At 38.0% G+C, this 17,227-nt stretch carries 16 protein-coding genes and 2 pseudogenes; 9 read left to right on the forward strand and 9 right to left on the reverse strand.

The features are described from left to right. Positions 1 to 22: 22 nt before the first annotated feature. Positions 23 to 1,420, forward strand: a pseudogene (locus MKP09_RS24295) (alpha-L-fucosidase). Between the two features lie 74 nt (positions 1,421 to 1,494). After that, positions 1,495 to 2,322 (forward strand): sialate O-acetylesterase, encoded by an 828-nt coding sequence (locus MKP09_RS24300; RefSeq protein ID WP_240833227.1) that lies wholly within the window; start codon positions 1,495 to 1,497, stop codon positions 2,320 to 2,322. 18 nt (positions 2,323 to 2,340) lie between these two features. On the opposite strand, the gene MKP09_RS24305 is transcribed toward MKP09_RS24300, so the two are convergent. Genes MKP09_RS24305 through MKP09_RS24315 form a run of 3 tightly spaced genes read right to left on the reverse strand, consistent with a single transcriptional unit; the run spans position 2,341 to position 3,722 of the window. Beyond that, the gene (locus MKP09_RS24305) at positions 2,341 to 2,850 is read right to left on the reverse strand and encodes a hypothetical protein (RefSeq protein ID WP_240833228.1); all 510 of its coding nucleotides are present in this window, start codon (positions 2,848 to 2,850) and stop codon (positions 2,341 to 2,343) included. Positions 2,851 to 2,910: 60 nt separating this feature from the next. Continuing rightward, positions 2,911 to 3,291: a heterodisulfide reductase-related iron-sulfur binding cluster gene (locus MKP09_RS24310; protein ID WP_317235488.1), complete on the reverse strand. Its 381-nt coding sequence runs from the start codon at positions 3,289 to 3,291 to the stop codon at positions 2,911 to 2,913. After that, positions 3,288 to 3,722, reverse strand: coding sequence for a (Fe-S)-binding protein (locus MKP09_RS24315; protein WP_240833230.1), 435 nt, complete (start codon positions 3,720 to 3,722; stop codon positions 3,288 to 3,290). Before MKP09_RS24315 ends, MKP09_RS24310 begins: the two co-directional genes overlap by 4 nt. A gap of 106 nt (positions 3,723 to 3,828) precedes the next feature. Here MKP09_RS24315 and MKP09_RS24320 point away from each other — a divergent pair, with 106 nt between their 5' ends. Further along, the gene (locus tag MKP09_RS24320; protein ID WP_240833231.1) at positions 3,829 to 4,869 is read left to right on the forward strand and encodes a hypothetical protein; all 1,041 of its coding nucleotides are present in this window, start codon (positions 3,829 to 3,831) and stop codon (positions 4,867 to 4,869) included. Between the two features lie 151 nt (positions 4,870 to 5,020). Here MKP09_RS24320 and MKP09_RS24325 read toward each other — a convergent pair whose 3' ends face one another. Continuing rightward, entirely contained in the window at positions 5,021 to 5,215 is a 195-nt protein-coding gene (locus MKP09_RS24325; RefSeq protein WP_240833232.1) for a hypothetical protein, read from the reverse strand. Between the two features lie 336 nt (positions 5,216 to 5,551). Between MKP09_RS24325 and MKP09_RS27100 the strand changes: the two genes are divergently transcribed. The 6 genes and pseudogenes from MKP09_RS27100 (at position 5,552) to MKP09_RS24350 (ending at position 11,693) form a co-directional block, all read left to right on the forward strand. Next, positions 5,552 to 5,926, forward strand: coding sequence for a glutamate--tRNA ligase family protein (locus tag MKP09_RS27100; RefSeq protein WP_262915608.1), 375 nt, complete (start codon positions 5,552 to 5,554; stop codon positions 5,924 to 5,926). 82 nt (positions 5,927 to 6,008) lie between these two features. Beyond that, positions 6,009 to 7,223, forward strand: coding sequence for a glutamine--tRNA ligase (gene glnS / locus MKP09_RS24330; RefSeq protein WP_317235430.1), 1,215 nt, complete (start codon positions 6,009 to 6,011; stop codon positions 7,221 to 7,223). 18 nt (positions 7,224 to 7,241) lie between these two features. Beyond that, positions 7,242 to 7,952 (forward strand): DUF421 domain-containing protein, encoded by a 711-nt coding sequence (locus MKP09_RS24335; protein WP_240833233.1) that lies wholly within the window; start codon positions 7,242 to 7,244, stop codon positions 7,950 to 7,952. Positions 7,953 to 8,068: 116 nt separating this feature from the next. After that, a pseudogene (locus MKP09_RS28785) lies at positions 8,069 to 9,468 on the forward strand (DUF7149 domain-containing protein); the annotation flags it as partial. Between the two features lie 99 nt (positions 9,469 to 9,567). Then, positions 9,568 to 10,209 (forward strand): DNA methyltransferase, encoded by a 642-nt coding sequence (locus MKP09_RS28790; protein ID WP_449587082.1) that lies wholly within the window; start codon positions 9,568 to 9,570, stop codon positions 10,207 to 10,209. Positions 10,210 to 10,256: 47 nt separating this feature from the next. Next, positions 10,257 to 11,693, forward strand: a complete 1,437-nt coding sequence (locus tag MKP09_RS24350; protein WP_240833236.1) for an Eco57I restriction-modification methylase domain-containing protein — start codon at positions 10,257 to 10,259, stop codon at positions 11,691 to 11,693. Between the two features lie 338 nt (positions 11,694 to 12,031). On the opposite strand, the gene MKP09_RS24355 is transcribed toward MKP09_RS24350, so the two are convergent. The 5 genes from MKP09_RS24355 to MKP09_RS24375 form a co-directional block, all read right to left on the reverse strand. Further along, the gene (locus MKP09_RS24355; protein WP_240833237.1) at positions 12,032 to 13,270 is read right to left on the reverse strand and encodes a hypothetical protein; all 1,239 of its coding nucleotides are present in this window, start codon (positions 13,268 to 13,270) and stop codon (positions 12,032 to 12,034) included. 222 nt (positions 13,271 to 13,492) lie between these two features. Further along, positions 13,493 to 14,203 carry a DUF4625 domain-containing protein gene (locus MKP09_RS24360; RefSeq protein WP_240833238.1) on the reverse strand — a complete coding sequence of 237 codons (711 nt, stop codon included), beginning with the start codon at positions 14,201 to 14,203 and terminating at the stop codon, positions 13,493 to 13,495. A 70-nt stretch (positions 14,204 to 14,273) separates the two neighbouring features. Further along, positions 14,274 to 14,759 (reverse strand): DUF4625 domain-containing protein, encoded by a 486-nt coding sequence (locus MKP09_RS24365; protein WP_240833239.1) that lies wholly within the window; start codon positions 14,757 to 14,759, stop codon positions 14,274 to 14,276. 35 nt (positions 14,760 to 14,794) lie between these two features. Further along, positions 14,795 to 16,813: a TonB-dependent receptor gene (locus MKP09_RS24370; RefSeq protein WP_317235489.1), complete on the reverse strand. Its 2,019-nt coding sequence runs from the start codon at positions 16,811 to 16,813 to the stop codon at positions 14,795 to 14,797. Further along, entirely contained in the window at positions 16,786 to 17,202 is a 417-nt protein-coding gene (locus tag MKP09_RS24375) for a carboxypeptidase regulatory-like domain-containing protein (protein WP_240833241.1), read from the reverse strand. The genes MKP09_RS24370 and MKP09_RS24375 overlap by 28 nt, the downstream gene beginning before the upstream one ends. Positions 17,203 to 17,227: the final 25 nt, after the last annotated feature.

Consider the following 17,227-nt stretch of genomic DNA (forward strand, 5'->3'; position numbering starts at 1 on the left):
ATATGAAATAATACTTCTCATTATGTTCAGTGGTAAAAAGTCAAAAATAGTAACATCTCTAACAATCAACCTTCTGCTGACAGTAACGGCATTGGCACAGACCATATCACTTATAAAGCCTAATGCTGCGCAACTGCAATATTCGCAGGCCGAGCTGGGCGCTATCATTCATTTGGATTTGGAAGTGTACAAACCCGAAATTTTTTGGAAGGATCACATGGGAAAAGAAAAAATAAGCCGAGCCTTGCCGCTTAGTTTGTTTAATCCTTCAAAACTTAATACCGATCAATGGATAAAGGCAGTTAAAGATATGGGCGGAAAATATGCGGTGCTTGTAGCCAAACATACATAGGGCTTTGCACTTTGGCCTACAAAAGCCTATGAATATAATGTGGTAAATACGCCATGGAAAAATGGTAAAGGCGATATTGTTGCCGACTTTATAGCATCCTGCCGTAAGTATAATATATTGCCCGGCATTTATTGTAGTTATGCAGCTAATGCCTGGTACAATGTGGATGGAGGCCATGTAGTGAACGGAAGTAAAGAAGATCAGCAACAATATAATGATGCCTACACAACAATGGTTGCCGAATTATGGGGCGGCAAAAAGTACGGTAATGGAAGGCTATTTACCATTTGGTTTGATGGCGGCATACCCGAAAAATCATCGGGCGGGCCAGAGCTAAACCAATTGGTAGAAAAATATATCAACCCCGCCACCAATGTATTTCAGGGGCCGGCTTATGCTAAAAACATTGTGCGTTGGGTGGGTAACGAAAGCGGCAATGCGCCTTATCCGTTTTTTATTCCAATCAATCTTACGGTAAATGAGAAAGGTTATTTTTCGCCCGAAAATTATCATGGCAATCCCGAAGGAAAATACTGGGTTCCGGGTGAGGCGGATTTTCCGTTAAGAGAAGATCATACATGGGTGCAATCCGGTTGGTTTTGGAATGCCAACAACCAGCGGGTGCTTTCATTGCCCGAGTTGATGAAAAAGTATTACACATCTGTCGGTAGCAATACAAATATGTTGTTAGGCCTTGTAGTTGATACATCGGGACAAGTTCCTGAAGAAGATATTGCCGTGTTAAAAGCTTTTGGAAAAGAAATCAAAAAATTCAATACGCCTATTGCAAAAGCATCGGGCAGCTCGGAAGTAGTAATCAATTTAAAAAAGCCTGAAACAATCAATACCATTTTAATACAGGAAAACATACAGCAAGGGCAACGTGTAAAAGCTTATCGGGTTGATGCGTTTATAAATAATAAATGGCAAAGCATTGCCGAAGGACAAACAATTGGGCATAAAAGAATACAAGAATTTAAGGCCGTGACCACATCAAAAATAAAACTGGTAATTACCGATAAAGTGGCTTCTCCGATTATCAGTAATTTTTCGGTGTATAAATTTTAAAAGGCTGTTAGGTTGATATTGTTGACGAATGAAGGCACAACAATAACGCATTAAAATATAATTTGAAATAAACAATGAGAATCGCAGTTCCAATCTTTTTAAAAATCGGCATGATAGCTGGCATCTTCCTGGCCGGTTGTAGTACAAACAAGTCTGCACAACAAATACCAAAAAATAAAGAAAAATTCCACGTATTTATTCTTATGGGGCAATCTAATATGGCCGGCTACGGTACATTGGAAGCGGCAGATACAATTCCGGTGCCGCATGTTTTTAAACTTCCTACCGTTTACAAAGAGAGCCTTCAATGGCAGCCGGCAGCGCATCCATTACATAACAGGTTGTCATCGGATCGGTTTGGATTGGGACTTCCTTTTGCAAAGCAATATTTGAAGCACAATAAAGGCATTACAGTTGGGCTAATCCCGTTGGGGTGGGGCGGAGCAAGCATCAACCAGCTAAATAAAGGATCAAATGTGTACAATGATTTTCTTGTAAAATTAGCGTTTGCAAAAAAATATGGAACGGTTAAGGGCGTACTTTGGCATCAGGGAGAGTCGGATACTGTTGATGAAGAAGCCGCCAACAGCTATGAACAAAAACTACATAAATTAACTGCGGATATAAGAAAAGATGTTGGTGATGAAAACTTGCCGATAATAGTTGGAAACCTGGCAGAGTTTTACGGCACGTCTAAAGAACATAATGCGCCAGACCGAGTAAAGCGCATCAACAAAGTAAAACAAGTGCTTCGGAATGTTGCGAACAAAATACCTGCAACAGGATTTGTAGAGACGACTGGCTGTACGTCAATTGATGCGCACAATGTGCATTTCGATAGAGCCTCGTATATTATTTTAGGTAAAAGATATTACGAGGTTTATGCCGGAATAAAGCAATAAACCGATGGGTTTACTGCGTTAAACCAAAATCTGAACCCGGTCTTTCAACCAACTTTCTTTCAGAGGTATAATCCACTTATTTTCCAGTTCAGCCTTGTTCGCAACAAGATTGTTGAAGTAAAGTGTATCTGCGGTAATAAAACCATTATCCAACGCATATTGCAATTGAGCATAAGGAATCAATTGTATTTTATCTTTTACAAAAAATGCCAAGCTGGTTCGATCAAAAAAGCTAATTCCATAGGCACTTTCTAACACCTTAATGAAGCGAACAGAACTGTCGGTGCTACAGCCGCTTACGCCAGCATGCGTTTCATCGGCGATTAATATCACAAATTGTCCAAAAAACAAAAAGCCGGTAGCTTTAACATCGGCGCCGTGGCTTTGCCATTGTACGGCAAAATCATTAATTTTTTGTTCTGCATCCAATGCTTCACCCATCGACAATAATCTGCTGGCCTGGTAAATCCACACGCGCGAAGCGGGATCAAAATCCGCAGGTAATAATTCTTTATAATTCAAATTCATGTTGCAAAATTAGTGAATGATGAATAGTGAATGGTCAATAGTCAATAGTAAGTAGTCAATTCAACTTAACTCACAGTTACCCTTCCGGTGGTTAGGGGCTATACTTTGTGCCACCATCTCCGCAATATCCAGCACTTTTACATTTGCTTCCTGCTCTGCATTCTTTACACCGTCAGTTATCATAGTATTGCAAAACGGGCATGTTGATGCAATGTAGGAAGCATTGGTTTCCAACGCTTCCTGAGATCGTTCAATATTGATTCGTTTTTCTCCTTTCTCTTCTTCCTTAAACATTTGCGCACCACCGGCGCCACAACACAATCCTTTGCTGCGACAGCGTTTCATTTCAACAAGTTCTGCATCCAATGTTTCCAGTACTTTTCTCGGCGCTTCATAAATATCATTAGCGCGTCCTAAATAGCAACTGTCATGATACGTTATTTTTTCCCTTTAAAAGTGCCTCCTTCTGCAATTTTTATTTTTCCTTCATCAATAAGTTGTTGTAAAAACGTTGTATGATGTATTACTTCGTAATTTCCTCCTAATTCGGGATATTCATTTTTGATGGTATTAAAGCAATGTGGACATGCCGTAACTATTTTCTTAATACCATAATTATTGAGAATCTGAATGTTTTGATAAGCCATCATTTGAAACATGAACTCATTACCCGCCCGTCTTGCCGGGTCGCCCGTGCACATTTCTTCTTTTCCCAGAATTGCATATTTTATTTTCGTTGCGTCCAGAATTTTAGTGAAGGATCTTGTTATTTTTTGAGCGCGCTGATCAAAGCTGCCAGCACAACCCACCCAAAATAATACTTCGGGGGTTTCACCATTTGTAAACATTTCGGCTACCGTAGGTACGTGCATATTTCATTTATTTTTCTGGCATACAACTATTAATGATGCATACCGGTTTATACCAGATAAAATTAATTCATTTTAGGTCACTGGCTGGTATATTTGCCAATATTTCATGCGAATAAGAAAATTTTTTGAGCGGCTTTTCAACTGGGAATTGTGGAATTTCTATCTTTTATATGCACCCATTGCACCAGTTTGGTTTTGGTATTGCTTTAAGAGTAAAGCGTTTTGGTTTTTTACTCCATCTAATCCAACTATTACATTTGGCGGTTTTGAAGGGGAAAGCAAAAGGGAAATGTATAATCTTTTGCCTGCAGATGTCATTCCGCAAACTATTTATATAAAGCCAGGGATACCCGTTTCAGAATTGCAGCAAAAAATAAAAGATGCGGGACTGGAATATCCTTTTGTAGCAAAACCTGATGTTGGAATGAAGGGTATTTTGTTTAGAATTATTGAAGATGAGGCCAACCTGGTTAAATATCATGAAAGAATTCCTGTTCGTTATCTGGTACAAACAAAAATTGAATATCCGATTGAAATAAGTATTTTTTATTACAGATTTCCTTGGCAAAAGACAGGAATTGTGTCGGGGTTTATAGAAAAAGAATTATTGCAGGTAAAAGGCGATGGTACAAGTTCCTTAAAGCAATTGATCGATAAACATCCGCGAGCGAAGCATCGACAGGAAGAAATGGAACTAAGGCATAGCCATCGTTTTGACAGGATCATCCCCGCAGGAGAAATATTTTACCTGTCATTTGCAGGTAATCATAACAGAGGTGCAAAGTTCATCAATTTAAAAAATCAAATAGATGAAAGTTTGGTGAATGTTTTTGACGAGCTTAGTAATAAGACCCATTTTTATTATGGCCGATACGACATTAAAACTGCTTCTATCGAAGATTTAAAGCAGGGAAAAAATTTTGCAATATTAGAATACAATGGCGCAGGTGCTGAGCCTAATCATATTTACGACTGCCGAATGACCCTGCTTCGGGCTTATAAAACGATTTTACACCATTGGAAAGTTTTGTTTGAAATAAGCAGGTATAATGCACAACACGGCTATCCTTACTGGACCTACAAACGGGGAAGAAAGTACCTTCGGGCTGCCAGGCTCCATTTCAAAAAACTGGAAAAGTTTGATTAGCTTCCTCGCTGCGAACCTGTATTCTGTTGTTTACTTACAAAAGCAGCAGATTGTGGTTTTTGAGCAAACTTGGAATTGCCTCCCTGCTTAGCATCAGCTTTCTTTTTATCTTTTTTCCTTTTTTATTGTTTTGATTAAGTAATGACATTGCCTAACTTTTTTTATTTTTAAATAATCCGATTATCAAATTTAAAGGATAAAGTAATTGAATGATTGTTAATGTTATTACTGTGCCCACAATTAATTGACCAACTTCCGAAGCCAGACTGGCCTGTTCTGAACTATTGCCTGTATACATAGCAATAAGCTGATTGCCCCACAACGCAGCAGTTACAATCAATATCATTAGCATTACTGTTGTAATGATATGAATTTAGTAAAGTTTTCTGGCAAATAATAATCGGCTAGTGAAGGTGTATAAAAGCCACAATACAGAAAGATATACAGCTCCAATTAGAAAAATTTGACTAAAAGGCACAACGATGATGGAATCTAAAGCCAGAATTTGCAATGTTTTCTTTAATGTAAGGAAGGCCGCTCCAAAGAACAAAGCTGAAATGACCAGAAGTAAGTTATGTAGGGGTTTGAAAAGTACCATTTCGCAAAGCTAAGCTTCGCTGTTATAACTGGAATGATATTCGGGCATAATCATTTAAATTTGCCGTTACTCAAGAAAATAATTATGAGCGCAGAAAAGCACGTGGAGGAAGAAAAAAGCCTCAATTTTTTAGAAGAAATAGTAGAAAATGATCTTTCGGAGCGGAAATACAAGTCAATAATGACGCGGTTTCCACCTGAACCGAATGGCTATTTACATATTGGGCATGCAAGTAGCATTTGCCTAAATTTTGGACTTTCGCAAAAATATGGTGGCGGCACTAATTTGAGATTTGATGATACCAATCCGGTTACAGAAGATACAGAATATGTGGACAGCATTAAGGAAGATATTAAGTGGCTGGGGTTTGAATGGTCGAATGAATTATATGCATCTGATTATTTTGAAAATCTTTATGAATATGCTGTAAAGCTTATCAAAAAGGATTGGCTTATATAGATGATAGTTCGAGCGAAGAAATTGCTGCGCAAAAGGAACGCCCACGCAAGTAGGGCATCGTAATCAATATGCAGAAAGATCTGTGGAAGAAAACCTGCAATTGTTTGCAGATATGAAGGCTGGGAAATATAGAGATGGTGAAAAAGTGTTGCGTGCTAAAATTGATATGGAATCGCCCAATATGCTAATGCGCGACCCTTTACTTTACAGGATCAAAAAAGCGCATCACCATCGCACAGGCGATGCCTGGTGTATTTATCCGATGTATGATTTTGCGCATGGACAAAGTGATTCAATTGAGAATATTACGCACTCTATTTGCACAATGGAGTTTGTGCCACACCGTGAAGTATATAATTGGCTAATTGATAAACTGGAGATTTTCCCTTCAAAGCAATATGAATTTGCCAGACGCAACCTGAGCCATACAGTTACCAGCAAAAGGAAACTATTACAATTGGTCAATGAAAAATACGTGACCGGCTGGGATGATCCTCGTATGCCTACTATTGCCGGTTATCGACGCCGTGGTTATACACCCGAAAGCATCCGTGATTTTTGTGATCGGATAGGAGTTGGTAAACGAGACAATATGGTAGATGTTGGTTTGTTAGAATTTTGTGCGCGAGAACATCTTAATAAAATTGCAGCAAGGAGAATGGTGGTATTTGATCCGGTTAAAGTTGTCATCACAAATTATGATAAAGAAGGCGAAACGCTAATTGCTGAAAATAATCCGGAAGATAGTAATTCAGGTAAGCATGAAATTTCTTTCAGTAATGAATTGTTTATTGAGAAAGATGATTTCATGGAGAACCCACCCAAAAAATATTTCAGGCTTGCGCCTGGACAAAAAGTTAGACTGAAGAATGCTTATATTATTCAATGCGATGAAGTGATAAAAGACGAAGCAGGAAATGTAACACAACTGAACTGCACTTATTTTCCAGAAAGCAAAAGCGGCGCTGATACATCGGGTATTAATGTAAAAGGCACTCTGCATTGGGTAAATGCCAATGACCATATCTCTATACAGATCAATGAATACGATCGTTTATTTACAGTTGAAGATCCGGCAAACGAAGAAGGCAATTTTCAATCATATATAAATGCTGACTCTCTAACTATTGTTCCTGCTGCGCTTGCAGAACCTTCTTTGGCACAGGCTTCGTTAGATGAGCGTTTTCAATTTTTGCGTAAAGGGTATTTTGTACTGGATAAGGAAAGTTCAAAAGACAGGTTGATTTTTAATCGTACTGCTACATTAAAAGACGGCTGGGTAAAAGCAGGAAAGTAGTAGTACTAAATAATAACAATGGCTTTGAATATAATACCCCCGATTATTGATGCGCAGGAATTCTTTTTTGGCACAGAGAAATGGGAGTTTTTATTTGAAGTAGTGTTGCGTTGTTTTATTTCTTTCATAGTTGTATTGATTGCGCTACGTTTTACCGGTAAAAAAGGCGTTCGGCAATTGACGGTTTTTGAACTGGTTATCATTTTAACACTTGGCTCTGCCGCTGGCGATATGGGCTTTTACAAAGATGTGGGTGTTCTGCCGGCTGTACTTACCATTGTTAGCATTATCGGTTTTTACAAGCTCGTAACCTATCTTTTATTAAAGTCTGATAAATTTGAGAGACTGGTAGAAGGCGAGCCCGTGATCATTATAGAAGATGGGCGCTATACTGAAGATATGGTTAAGAATGAGAATATTTCTTTTGATGAATTTTTTATGGAGTTGCGCTTGGCTGGTATTGAGCATTTGGGCCAGGTAAGACTGGCTATTCTCGAAGTGAATGGAGATGTAAGCGTATTTAAAAATCCTAAAGAGCTTGTAAAGCCAGGGCTGCATATTTTGCCAAATAAAATAAAAGAATTTTATACTGAACGTTTTCCCGCTGACGGTTTGTACGCCTGCGTTTGTTGTGGTTATACCGCGCCAATGCCAAAGGGTGATATAGTGAATTGCGCAAGTTGCGGAAAAACGAAATGGTCAGAAGGGTGCGATACTAATTGGGTTTAGTTACTGATTGCTTTTAATAGCAAAAAAATCCGCCGGTCGTAACCTTTGGGAAGAGATATTACGAAGGGCTAAAGCTAAACATTCTTCTAACTGAAAAAGAAAATACAGGTTTGCCAATGATTTTAAAAGAATTGAAGCCAAGGAAAGCGCTTAACAAGGCCTTTTTAAAAGTAAAACCCAACAGATCCGAAATTGAAGTTTTTAAGGCGAACCTTATTACTTTACTCAACAGGATCAATGATGCCGAAAGCGAAGAGTTTCATAAAATCCTTGTCATTGATTTTCTTAAAAAACATATTACGATCCCAATCATTTTGTAAATACAAAAGGGCGCAACGACCTCGTTATTCATAATGGCAATGCGGCTAAAACACCGGTAGGCGTAATTATTGAAGCCAAAAAGCCCACCAACAAAACTGAAATGCTAACAACCGAAAAGCTGAACAGCAAAGCTTTTCAGGAGTTAGTGCTGTATTATCTAAGAGAAAGAATAATTCATAAAAACCTGGAGATAAAGCATCTAATTGTTACTAACATTAACGAATGGTTCATTTTTGACGCCACTATTTTTGACAGACTTTTTGCACAAAATAAAACGCTGGTGCAGCAGTTTGAAGATTTTGAACAAGGTCGTTTGGCTGATACTAAAACAGATTTTTTCTATAAACAAATTGCCGAGCCTTTTATTGCTACTATTACAGCAGAAATAACATTTACCTATTTTAATCTGCAGGATTATCAGAAGCCACTTAAAAATGCAGACAAGGCCGACGACAATCTATTGATTGCTTTATTCAAACTTTTGTCTCCAGAGCATTTGCTAAAGCTACCTTTTGCCAATGACAGCAACAGCCTCGACAAGCGCTTTTACAGCGAGCTGTTACATATTATTGGATTAACAGAAACCAAAGAAGGAAGCAAGAAGCTGATTGGGCGCAACAAACCCGAAGAGCGATATAGTGGAACTATTTTAGAAGATGCCATTATTCATTTAGATAGCAGAGATAAATTAGGCCGGCTTGAGAAACCTTCACAATTTGGAAACACAACAGCAGAAAGGCTTTTTAGTGTAGGACTGGAGCTTGCCATTACCTGGATTAACAGAATCTTGTTTTTAAAATTGCTGGAAGCACAGTTAATTAATTATCATAAAGGCAACAAATCGTACGCTTTTTTGAATACAGATAAAGTAAAAAGCTACGACGATCTTGACCGATTATTTTTTCAGGTACTGGCGCGACGATATGATGAACGTAACGAAGCAATAAAAGCCATTTTTGAAAAGGTTCCTTATTTAAATAGTTCTTTATTTGAACCTACCGACTTGGAGCAAACTACTTTGTTCATCAGCAACCTTAGCAACGATGCTGTAATTCCTGTGTTTTCGCAAACTGTTTTAAAAGATCAACAGGGAAAAAAACGCACCGGGCCATTAGCTACGCTCGAATATCTGTTTGCTTTTTTAAACGCTTACGATTTTAGTAGTGAAGGTGCCGAAGATATACAGGAAGATAATAAAACACTCATCAATGCATCGGTACTGGGTTTGATATTTGAAAAAATAAATGGTTATAAAGACGGCTCGTTTTTTACACCGGGTTTTATTACTATGTACATGTGCCGCGAAACCATTCGCAAAGCCGTGGTGCAGAAGTTTAACGAAAGCCTCTTAATCCCCGAAGGGGAAATAAAAACAATTGATGACATTTACGGGCTTATTCCCCACAAAATATCACGGAAACAAGCCAACGACATTGTAAACAGTATTAAGATTTGCGACCCAGCAGTAGGCTCCGGGCATTTTTTGGTATCGGCGCTTAATGAAATGATTGCCGTAAAAAATGATTTGAAAATACTGGAGGATAAAGAAGGCCGCTCATTGCACCGTTATGACATAGAAGTAGTAAATGACGAGCTGGCCGTAACCGATGAAGAAGGCGAACTGTTTGAATATAACCCACACAACAAAGAAAGCCAGCGCATACAGGAAACACTTTTTAATGAAAAGCAAACCATTATTGAAAACTGCCTTTTTGGTGTGGACATTAACGCCAATTCGGTAAAAATTTGCCGGCTGCGCTTATGGATTGAGCTATTGAAAAATGCCTATTATAAAAACGCCACCGAGCTGGAAACACTACCCAATATTGACATTAACATTAAATGTGGCAACAGCCTGGTAAGCCGCTTTGCATTGGATGCCGACCTGAAACAGGCGCTTAAAAAAGTAAATATTCTATTGACAGCTACCGCATAGCCGTTGACACCTACCGCAATGCCGTAAGCAAGGAACAGAAAAGAGAAATGGAACGCCTGATTGCCGGTATTAAATCAGACTTTAGAAGTGAAATATCTTTAAACGACCCCAAAGTAAAGAAGCTGCAAAAAGCAAGAGGCGAGCTGCTGCAACTAACCACTACCCAAAACCTTTTTGAAATAAGCAAAAAAGAAAAAGAAGATTGGAATAAAAAAGTAGCAAAACTAACAGAAGACACCCAAAAACTGGAAACCGAAATTGAAGCCATCAAGGCCAACAAGATTTTTGAAAACGCATTTGAATGGCGCTTTGAATTTCCGGAAGTGCTGAACGATGATGGCGATTTTGTGGGCTTTGATGTGGTGATTGGGAACCCGCCGTATGGAGTAAAGCTAATTGATAGTGAAAAAGCATATTTGAAAAATATGTTTACGGCAACAAGCGGAGAAGTAGAAATCTATACGTTTTTTATCGAACTTGCATTAACTGATTTATTAAAAAAGGACGGTGTGTTTTCATTTATAACTACAAATACAATATACTATCTTGATAAGTTTGCGCAAATTAGAAAGAAATCGTTCTTAGGCAATCGTATAATTTCTCTTTTAGAATTAGAGAAACAAGTTTTTGCTGATGCCCCAGACATTGTGCCTGCAATATACGTTTTGCAAAAAACTGTAATTAGAGAAAACATAATTAAGTTGTATAAATCCAATGAAACTAAAAAAGTTTACGACCTATTTAATTTTGAGGGATTTAAATTAAATAATATTGAGCAAACTAAATTCGAAGAAAAAAATGACTTTATTTTTAGTCTTTCAACAAACGAAGCAAAAGAAAATCTATTAAAAAGAATTTCACAATTAAACACTGTTAAAAATTCATTTAAAGTTGTTTATGGAATAAAAACCGGTGATAATGACAGATTCCTTTCAAAGGAAATCACTGGAACGGAAAATTGGAGAAAGTGTGCTTCATCAGCAAAGAATATTAAGAAGTATACAATTGATTGGCAAGGCGATTATTTGAATGTTTGTAATGATTTGGCAGGTTTGAGCAATATTAATTATGAACAGCCAAAAATACTAATTCAATATATTAGAAAATTGAGCATGCCAGTTAGATTAGTTTGTGCACTCGACTTTCATGGTGAATATTATCCTTTGAATAATTTTTCCTTTGTTATTTCTAAACATGAAAATTCTTTAAACGTGCTTTTGGGAATACTAAACTCACGATTTATGAATTGGTATTTCTCAAATTGTTTTGTGGACTACAACATTAAACCTAAATACATAGAACAACTTCCTTTGCCAACAAAAATCATTTCACCTAATATAGAAGATAAAGTCGCTGAAATCAATTCGCTGAAATCAAAAAATAAAGAAATTGACACCACCGCCCTCGAATCCCAAATCGACCAGCTCGTTTACCAACTTTACGATTTAACCGAAGAAGAAATAAAAATTGTAGAAAGCAACTAATACGATACTGTTTTAATGACTGTCCGTTATTGGGTTTTATTGTCTTTGCGCTTCACTTTACGATCTTTGCGGTTAATTTTTACCGCAAAGTATTAAAGGAATTTCGCAAAAAGCGCCAAGCATATCCTTCTTATTGTCGTTTGAACCAAATTGCGGGTAGTCCTTATTTTTTTCATACTTGTAAAAAAAAAAATACTATTCGCTCCCTTTTGATGTCATGAACAAAAAAATCCGGCGGGCATTATGAAACCGCCGGATACATCAACGCTATTGATTACCTCATGTGATGTTCTGATTTGGATAATTTAGCATACCAATTTTTTTAAAATCGAGATATACTAATGCGCTTCACTATTTTCAAAACCAAATAATGCTAATCTTACTGGTTTCGCAGAAACCTTATGCTTTATAACTTTGCCAAAATCCTGAAGACTTATCTGATGCACTTCACCACTTGCAGGCAAAGCAATGTAGGCAAACCGTTCTGTAGCTTCCAACACAGGTTTATAAGTATCGTTAGTATTAATGGAGCCAATTGCATTTCCTTCTTTCTTTAATGTACCCATCGCCAAATCATATATTCGGATTTTGCCATCGGCAGTTAAAATCAAAAGGTTTTTACCAGCATAATCAACCTTACATTGGATGGCATCAGCACCAGTGTACAATCCCGTCATTTTATTTCCGGCAATATCAATAAGATAAGCACCCTTCGCGGCACTGTATCCTATAAATTTTTTTGCCGTTTCTGCATACAGAATCGTACCAAGACGTGCAGCTCCAAATCCATCAGGGTTATTGACAAATGTTTGTGTACCGTCCTGAGCAACCACCAATGCTCCGCCTGCAGTATTTGATGCATCAGTGTAAGCGCCAAAAACTGCATATTGACCATCACTTGCATTGCCATGAATGTTGCCAACTTCTTTAGTAGATGCATGGATCTCACTACCATTTTTATTGATGATCTTTACCCTTGTAGGAGACTTGCCTGCAGCCGACGACCATGTTACAGCATAATTCCCATTAGTGAATTGAGCCATAGCGCCATGATGTGGAACAAGACCTGCATTTACGATTTTGAATTTAGCACCGGGTGTGTTGAAGTCCGCATCATTACCCACACTAAGTGTGCCGTCACCATCGTTGAAGATGAGTGTCTCGCGGCCTTTGCTTTTAAAATGAGTTGGTTTCAATCCGGTTGCAGTGATAGATGCCCACTTGGGTTCGCCAGCAATATCTATATGATCGTCATGCGAAAGTAATCCGTTATCGAAAACCTCCACAAGATTGTTAGTGCCATACAATACTGCAGCATAACGACCAGAAGCAGTAGGATATAAATTAGCCAGCGGATATTTAGCATTAAAAGAAGTTGTTTTCGCATCAAAGGGTTGCAAAAAGGTAATCGTGGTGCTGGTTTCATCGCTTACCAGCAATCTCACAAATCTATGCTCTATGCTTTGGTCTTCTTCTTTAGGCGGAGCAATCATATCATCGTTTTTGTTACATGCTGTTATAAGTGATAACATAAATACAGCCATGCTGGCTTTCTTTAAAATTTTTCTTGTTGTCATGATTGGTTTTCTTGTTTTTTGATTGTGTGGTTGTTTAAGCTTATTTTTTACCACATAGAGATATAGGCTTTATGCTAACAGGAAACAAAGACACATATAAGTTTTATTTGCCAGAAGCTATGTTCCGCCATCGGCGGATGCTATATATCCTTAAATAAAGTAAAAGCTATGATCCTATGTGGTTTATTTAAAAGTCTAAACAAGGTTTAATTATAATCCCATTTATTTATCAAAATGTTCTTCAAATTCTCTTTCTTTTCCTGCCTGGTCTTTTACCAACAGATGTACATGGTAATGCCCTGCAGGTACATCAGTGAGTGAGAAGTGTTGGTGAAGATTGAATGTGGTGTTGCCAACATAGCTGCCAGTTATGGCGTATTCTTTTTCAAAATTGCCTCCATGAATTTCCAGGGTTAGCTCTGCTATTTTATTAGATGCTGTAATAGTTCCTTCTACATGTAATTCGTTTTTCGCGCTTTCGTATACAACTTCGTAATTAGTGATGGAAGGAATGGTGGGATCTACTATGATATCTAAGTCGGATTCTACTTCAGCAACGTTTCCGTTTTTATCTGTCACAGCGATATGAACATGATACTCGCCTACGGCGGCATCTGTAGGTATATCAATATGCTCATGAAATTCGGCGTTTTTAGTACCTGCATATTTATCGGTATAAATTTTGTCAAATGTCCAGCCGGTACCACTTTCGGGGTGTATTTCTACTTTAATACTTGCGATGGTTCCGGGTGCTACAATGTCACCTTCAATATGTATATCAGTACCGGGATAAGCTTTTTTATTATTATCGGCTCCCACTTCTAAATCAGTAATAGTGGGCTTTGCTACTACATCTTCTTTATTACAAGCGGTTATACCAACAATTAGCAATAAGGCGATACTTAGTTTGCGTAAAACGTTTTTTGTTTTCATGATAGTCGATTTTTAAAATGTTTCTTTTAAAATGAAGTTTTCTGATAGCGTAGATATTTCATGTGATCAGTTATTTAATTTTTATACTTAACCCCTTGATGGTTTGCCAACCTTCTTTATCTGTTATACGAATCAGGAAATGATAATCACCGGGGTCAATGTCTGCAGGAATTTCTATTTCTTGCTGCGCAACATATTTTGTTTGTCCCGCTGGTACAGATATAGATTTTATAAGTACTAAAGGATTAACTGGTGTTTGCACTGGATTAAGACTACAGTCGTTTACTTCTGTGCTATGTGAATGATGGTCGAAATTGTGGTGAATGTCAACGTTTAAAGAACCCAACTCCTTGTTATCGCTGACATGGATCATTGCGATAAACTTTTGTCCACGCTGTATTTCACTACATTGTTTGGGAAAGGAATTACTTGCACTTACATCAATTGATGGATATTCTGTATCTACAATACTGCTGTCTTTTTTTGAACAAGAGGCTATTGCTGCAAGCGCCACGCTTGCGACTAGCCAATTTTTAATCCATTGTTTTCGTTTCATTGTCATATTTTTTTATTGTTATTTGTGTTTAAAATTTAGTTTTCCGTTATATGGGATTTTGAAAAATGGAAAGGGATTTTTAATGATAGTACCAGATTTCTACCTTGCTCTGGTAAGCCTATAAGTCGATAAAAACTTGTGTGGTTGAGATATTTTGTATCAAACAGGTTTTGCACTTGTAGGCTCAACTGTATATTATTATTTTGAAATGGAAAGCTGGTGCCAGCCTGCACATTCACGAGAGAATAGCCTTCTGTTTTCTTTTCTGGGGGTACGATATTATTTTGAGTTGCTGTAATTCTATAGTCAACTGATAAATAGGTATGATGTAACACACCGGTATGTATAGGTTTGTAAGTAATATTGAATAGCGCTGAAGCTGGTGGAGAAAAAGGTAGAGTATACCCAGTCTTGTCGCCTGACAACTGTTTTGCGTAGATGTATTCACCCAGCATTTCGGCACTTAGGTTTTCCCATGGCTGATATTTTACTTGCAATTCGCCTCCGTACCTGATTACGCGCGCCTGCGAATATTCAAAAACCTGGTTGCCTGCTCCATAGAAATAGTCATGATCGGATGTAGGATTTAAGTATATATAGTTTGGGAAATAGTTGAAGAATGGACTTGCTTCTGCGCGTAATTTTGTTGAGGAGAAAACGACGCCCAGATCTGCCTGATAGGATTCTTCGGGACTTAAATTGGGATTGCCTTTTTCATAACTGAAATAGTGGTAATTGACACCATTGGCGCTAAGCTCTTTGGCAATCGGCGCTCTAAAACTTTTTCCTATGTTCGCCTTAAGTTCCCATTGCGATATATTATAATTAAGTCCTACAGAACCAGTCAGGCTGTTAAAACTTCTATTCATGTTATCAGCACGTACCAGGTAACTTGGTGCTCCATTTTCTGATGATGGAGACTGAAACCAATCTTCATAGCGATACAAGTTCAAATCAATATGGTCGTAACGTACAGCACCGTGTAACAGCAACCTGTCACTGATCCACAATTTATCATATACATATGCGCCTAAACTTTTTTGATCGAAAGCCGGAACCAGGAAACTCCAACCATTTATATTATTATTTTGAATTTCAGCATTCATGCCTAACTGCAATTCATGGTTGCCTAGTTGGAATGCATCTTTTGCATTAAGAGAATAGACATTTTTATCAAATTCACGTTCCAGGTTTTTCGGAATATTCAAAGAATCGGGATAAATGGCTGGCATGTAGCCATGATTCACATAATTATTATACTCCTGCCTGAAGTTGTTTTGAAATCCGCTTTCTATTTCTAACTGATGATTAGCCAACCGGATTTCGGTATGATTAATTACTTTAAAATGATTTACTTTTTGAAATGGTGTTTGTATATCTCTGCTACTGCGATCATGTAAAGCAGCATCTACTCTGCGTGGTTCCAGGCCATGTGCATTAGCGAAAAAACCGCTTTTGGAATAGGTGTTGCTTACATAAAAAGTTGATCTGAATGTATCACCTAAATATCCTGTGCTAAAGTGTAATCCGGTTTCGCGGCCTGCTGTATTGCGTAAATAATTTTGGTGAAGGTCTACTGCAAAATCATATACATAAAGTCTGTCAGTTGGAACTTTATAGTCTCCATAATCCTGCAATGTAAACCTGCCAGTTGCAAACCATTTGTTAGTTCTTTTAAAAAGATTGACAGAAGTGCCGAGCAGCGCATTATTGGTTTTCCCAATCAGGTTTATATCACCTCCAAAACTATGTGGAGCAGGTGGAGGCGGCCGTTTAATGTTGATGGCACCGCCAATAGCATCTGAACCAAAAACAAATGAAGCGGGGCCTTTAAGAATTTCTACTTCGTCTACCGAAAACTGATCTATTTCAAGACCGTGATCAGCACCCCACTGCTGACCTTCATGCTTTATTCCTTTATCCAATACTATTACGCGGTTAAACCCCAAACCTCTTATCAGCGGTTTAGATTGTCCCGATCCGATACCGATCGTTTTTACACCCGGTAATCTTTGCAAACTTTGCATCAGGCTACCGCCCAGGTGTTGCTGTATAAATCCACGCTTAACAACTTCAAGGTTAAGGGATTCTTCTTTTTTCTTTTTGCAATTGAATTGCTTTGCACTTTAACCTCTTGTAACGTATGACTTTCCGGATGCAGCCTAACGATAAGCGACACATCATGATCTTTAACAGACGCTGTCCTCGTAACTGTTTTGTATCCGGCAAGCGATACTATAATTTTATAATCGCCTGCATTGACATTTTTAAAAATGTATCGTCCGTTTGAGTCGCTCACCGCGGTTTTGCTATTTTGCAATGTCACAATTGCACCACTCACTGGTATATTATAATCATCTGAAACCGTCACAATAACCTGATGTAATTGTGCGCTGGCCCAACTGCACGCAAGCATGCAGCAGAGCATAAGAATAAACTTCATATGTAAATAAGGAACGTGGTATTAC

The sequence above is a fragment of the Paraniabella ginsengisoli genome, from assembly GCF_022513635.1.
GTDB classification, from domain to species: domain Bacteria; phylum Bacteroidota; class Bacteroidia; order Chitinophagales; family Chitinophagaceae; genus Niabella; species Niabella ginsengisoli.

Excerpts from the sequence above, each read along its gene's own strand:
- MKP09_RS24335 (WP_240833233.1), top strand. The coding sequence starts at position 7,242 with ATGGCTTTGAATATAATACCCCCGATTATTGATGCGCAGGAATTCTTT.
- MKP09_RS24320 (WP_240833231.1), top strand. The coding sequence starts at position 3,829 with ATGCGAATAAGAAAATTTTTTGAGCGGCTTTTCAACTGGGAATTGTGG.
- MKP09_RS24305 (WP_240833228.1), bottom strand. The coding sequence starts at position 2,850 with ATGAATTTGAATTATAAAGAATTATTACCTGCGGATTTTGATCCCGCT.
- MKP09_RS27100 (WP_262915608.1), top strand. The coding sequence starts at position 5,552 with ATGAGCGCAGAAAAGCACGTGGAGGAAGAAAAAAGCCTCAATTTTTTA.
- MKP09_RS24300 (WP_240833227.1), top strand. The coding sequence starts at position 1,495 with ATGAGAATCGCAGTTCCAATCTTTTTAAAAATCGGCATGATAGCTGGC.
- MKP09_RS24375 (WP_240833241.1), bottom strand. The coding sequence starts at position 17,202 with ATGAAGTTTATTCTTATGCTCTGCTGCATGCTTGCGTGCAGTTGGGCC.
- MKP09_RS24350 (WP_240833236.1), top strand. The coding sequence starts at position 10,257 with ATGGAACGCCTGATTGCCGGTATTAAATCAGACTTTAGAAGTGAAATA.
- MKP09_RS28790 (WP_449587082.1), top strand. The coding sequence starts at position 9,568 with ATGTGCCGCGAAACCATTCGCAAAGCCGTGGTGCAGAAGTTTAACGAA.
- MKP09_RS24315 (WP_240833230.1), bottom strand. The coding sequence starts at position 3,722 with ATGCACGTACCTACGGTAGCCGAAATGTTTACAAATGGTGAAACCCCC.
- MKP09_RS24365 (WP_240833239.1), bottom strand. The coding sequence starts at position 14,759 with ATGAAACGAAAACAATGGATTAAAAATTGGCTAGTCGCAAGCGTGGCG.
- MKP09_RS24355 (WP_240833237.1), bottom strand. The coding sequence starts at position 13,270 with ATGACAACAAGAAAAATTTTAAAGAAAGCCAGCATGGCTGTATTTATG.
- MKP09_RS24325 (WP_240833232.1), bottom strand. The coding sequence starts at position 5,215 with ATGATATTGATTGTAACTGCTGCGTTGTGGGGCAATCAGCTTATTGCT.
- MKP09_RS24360 (WP_240833238.1), bottom strand. The coding sequence starts at position 14,203 with ATGAAAACAAAAAACGTTTTACGCAAACTAAGTATCGCCTTATTGCTA.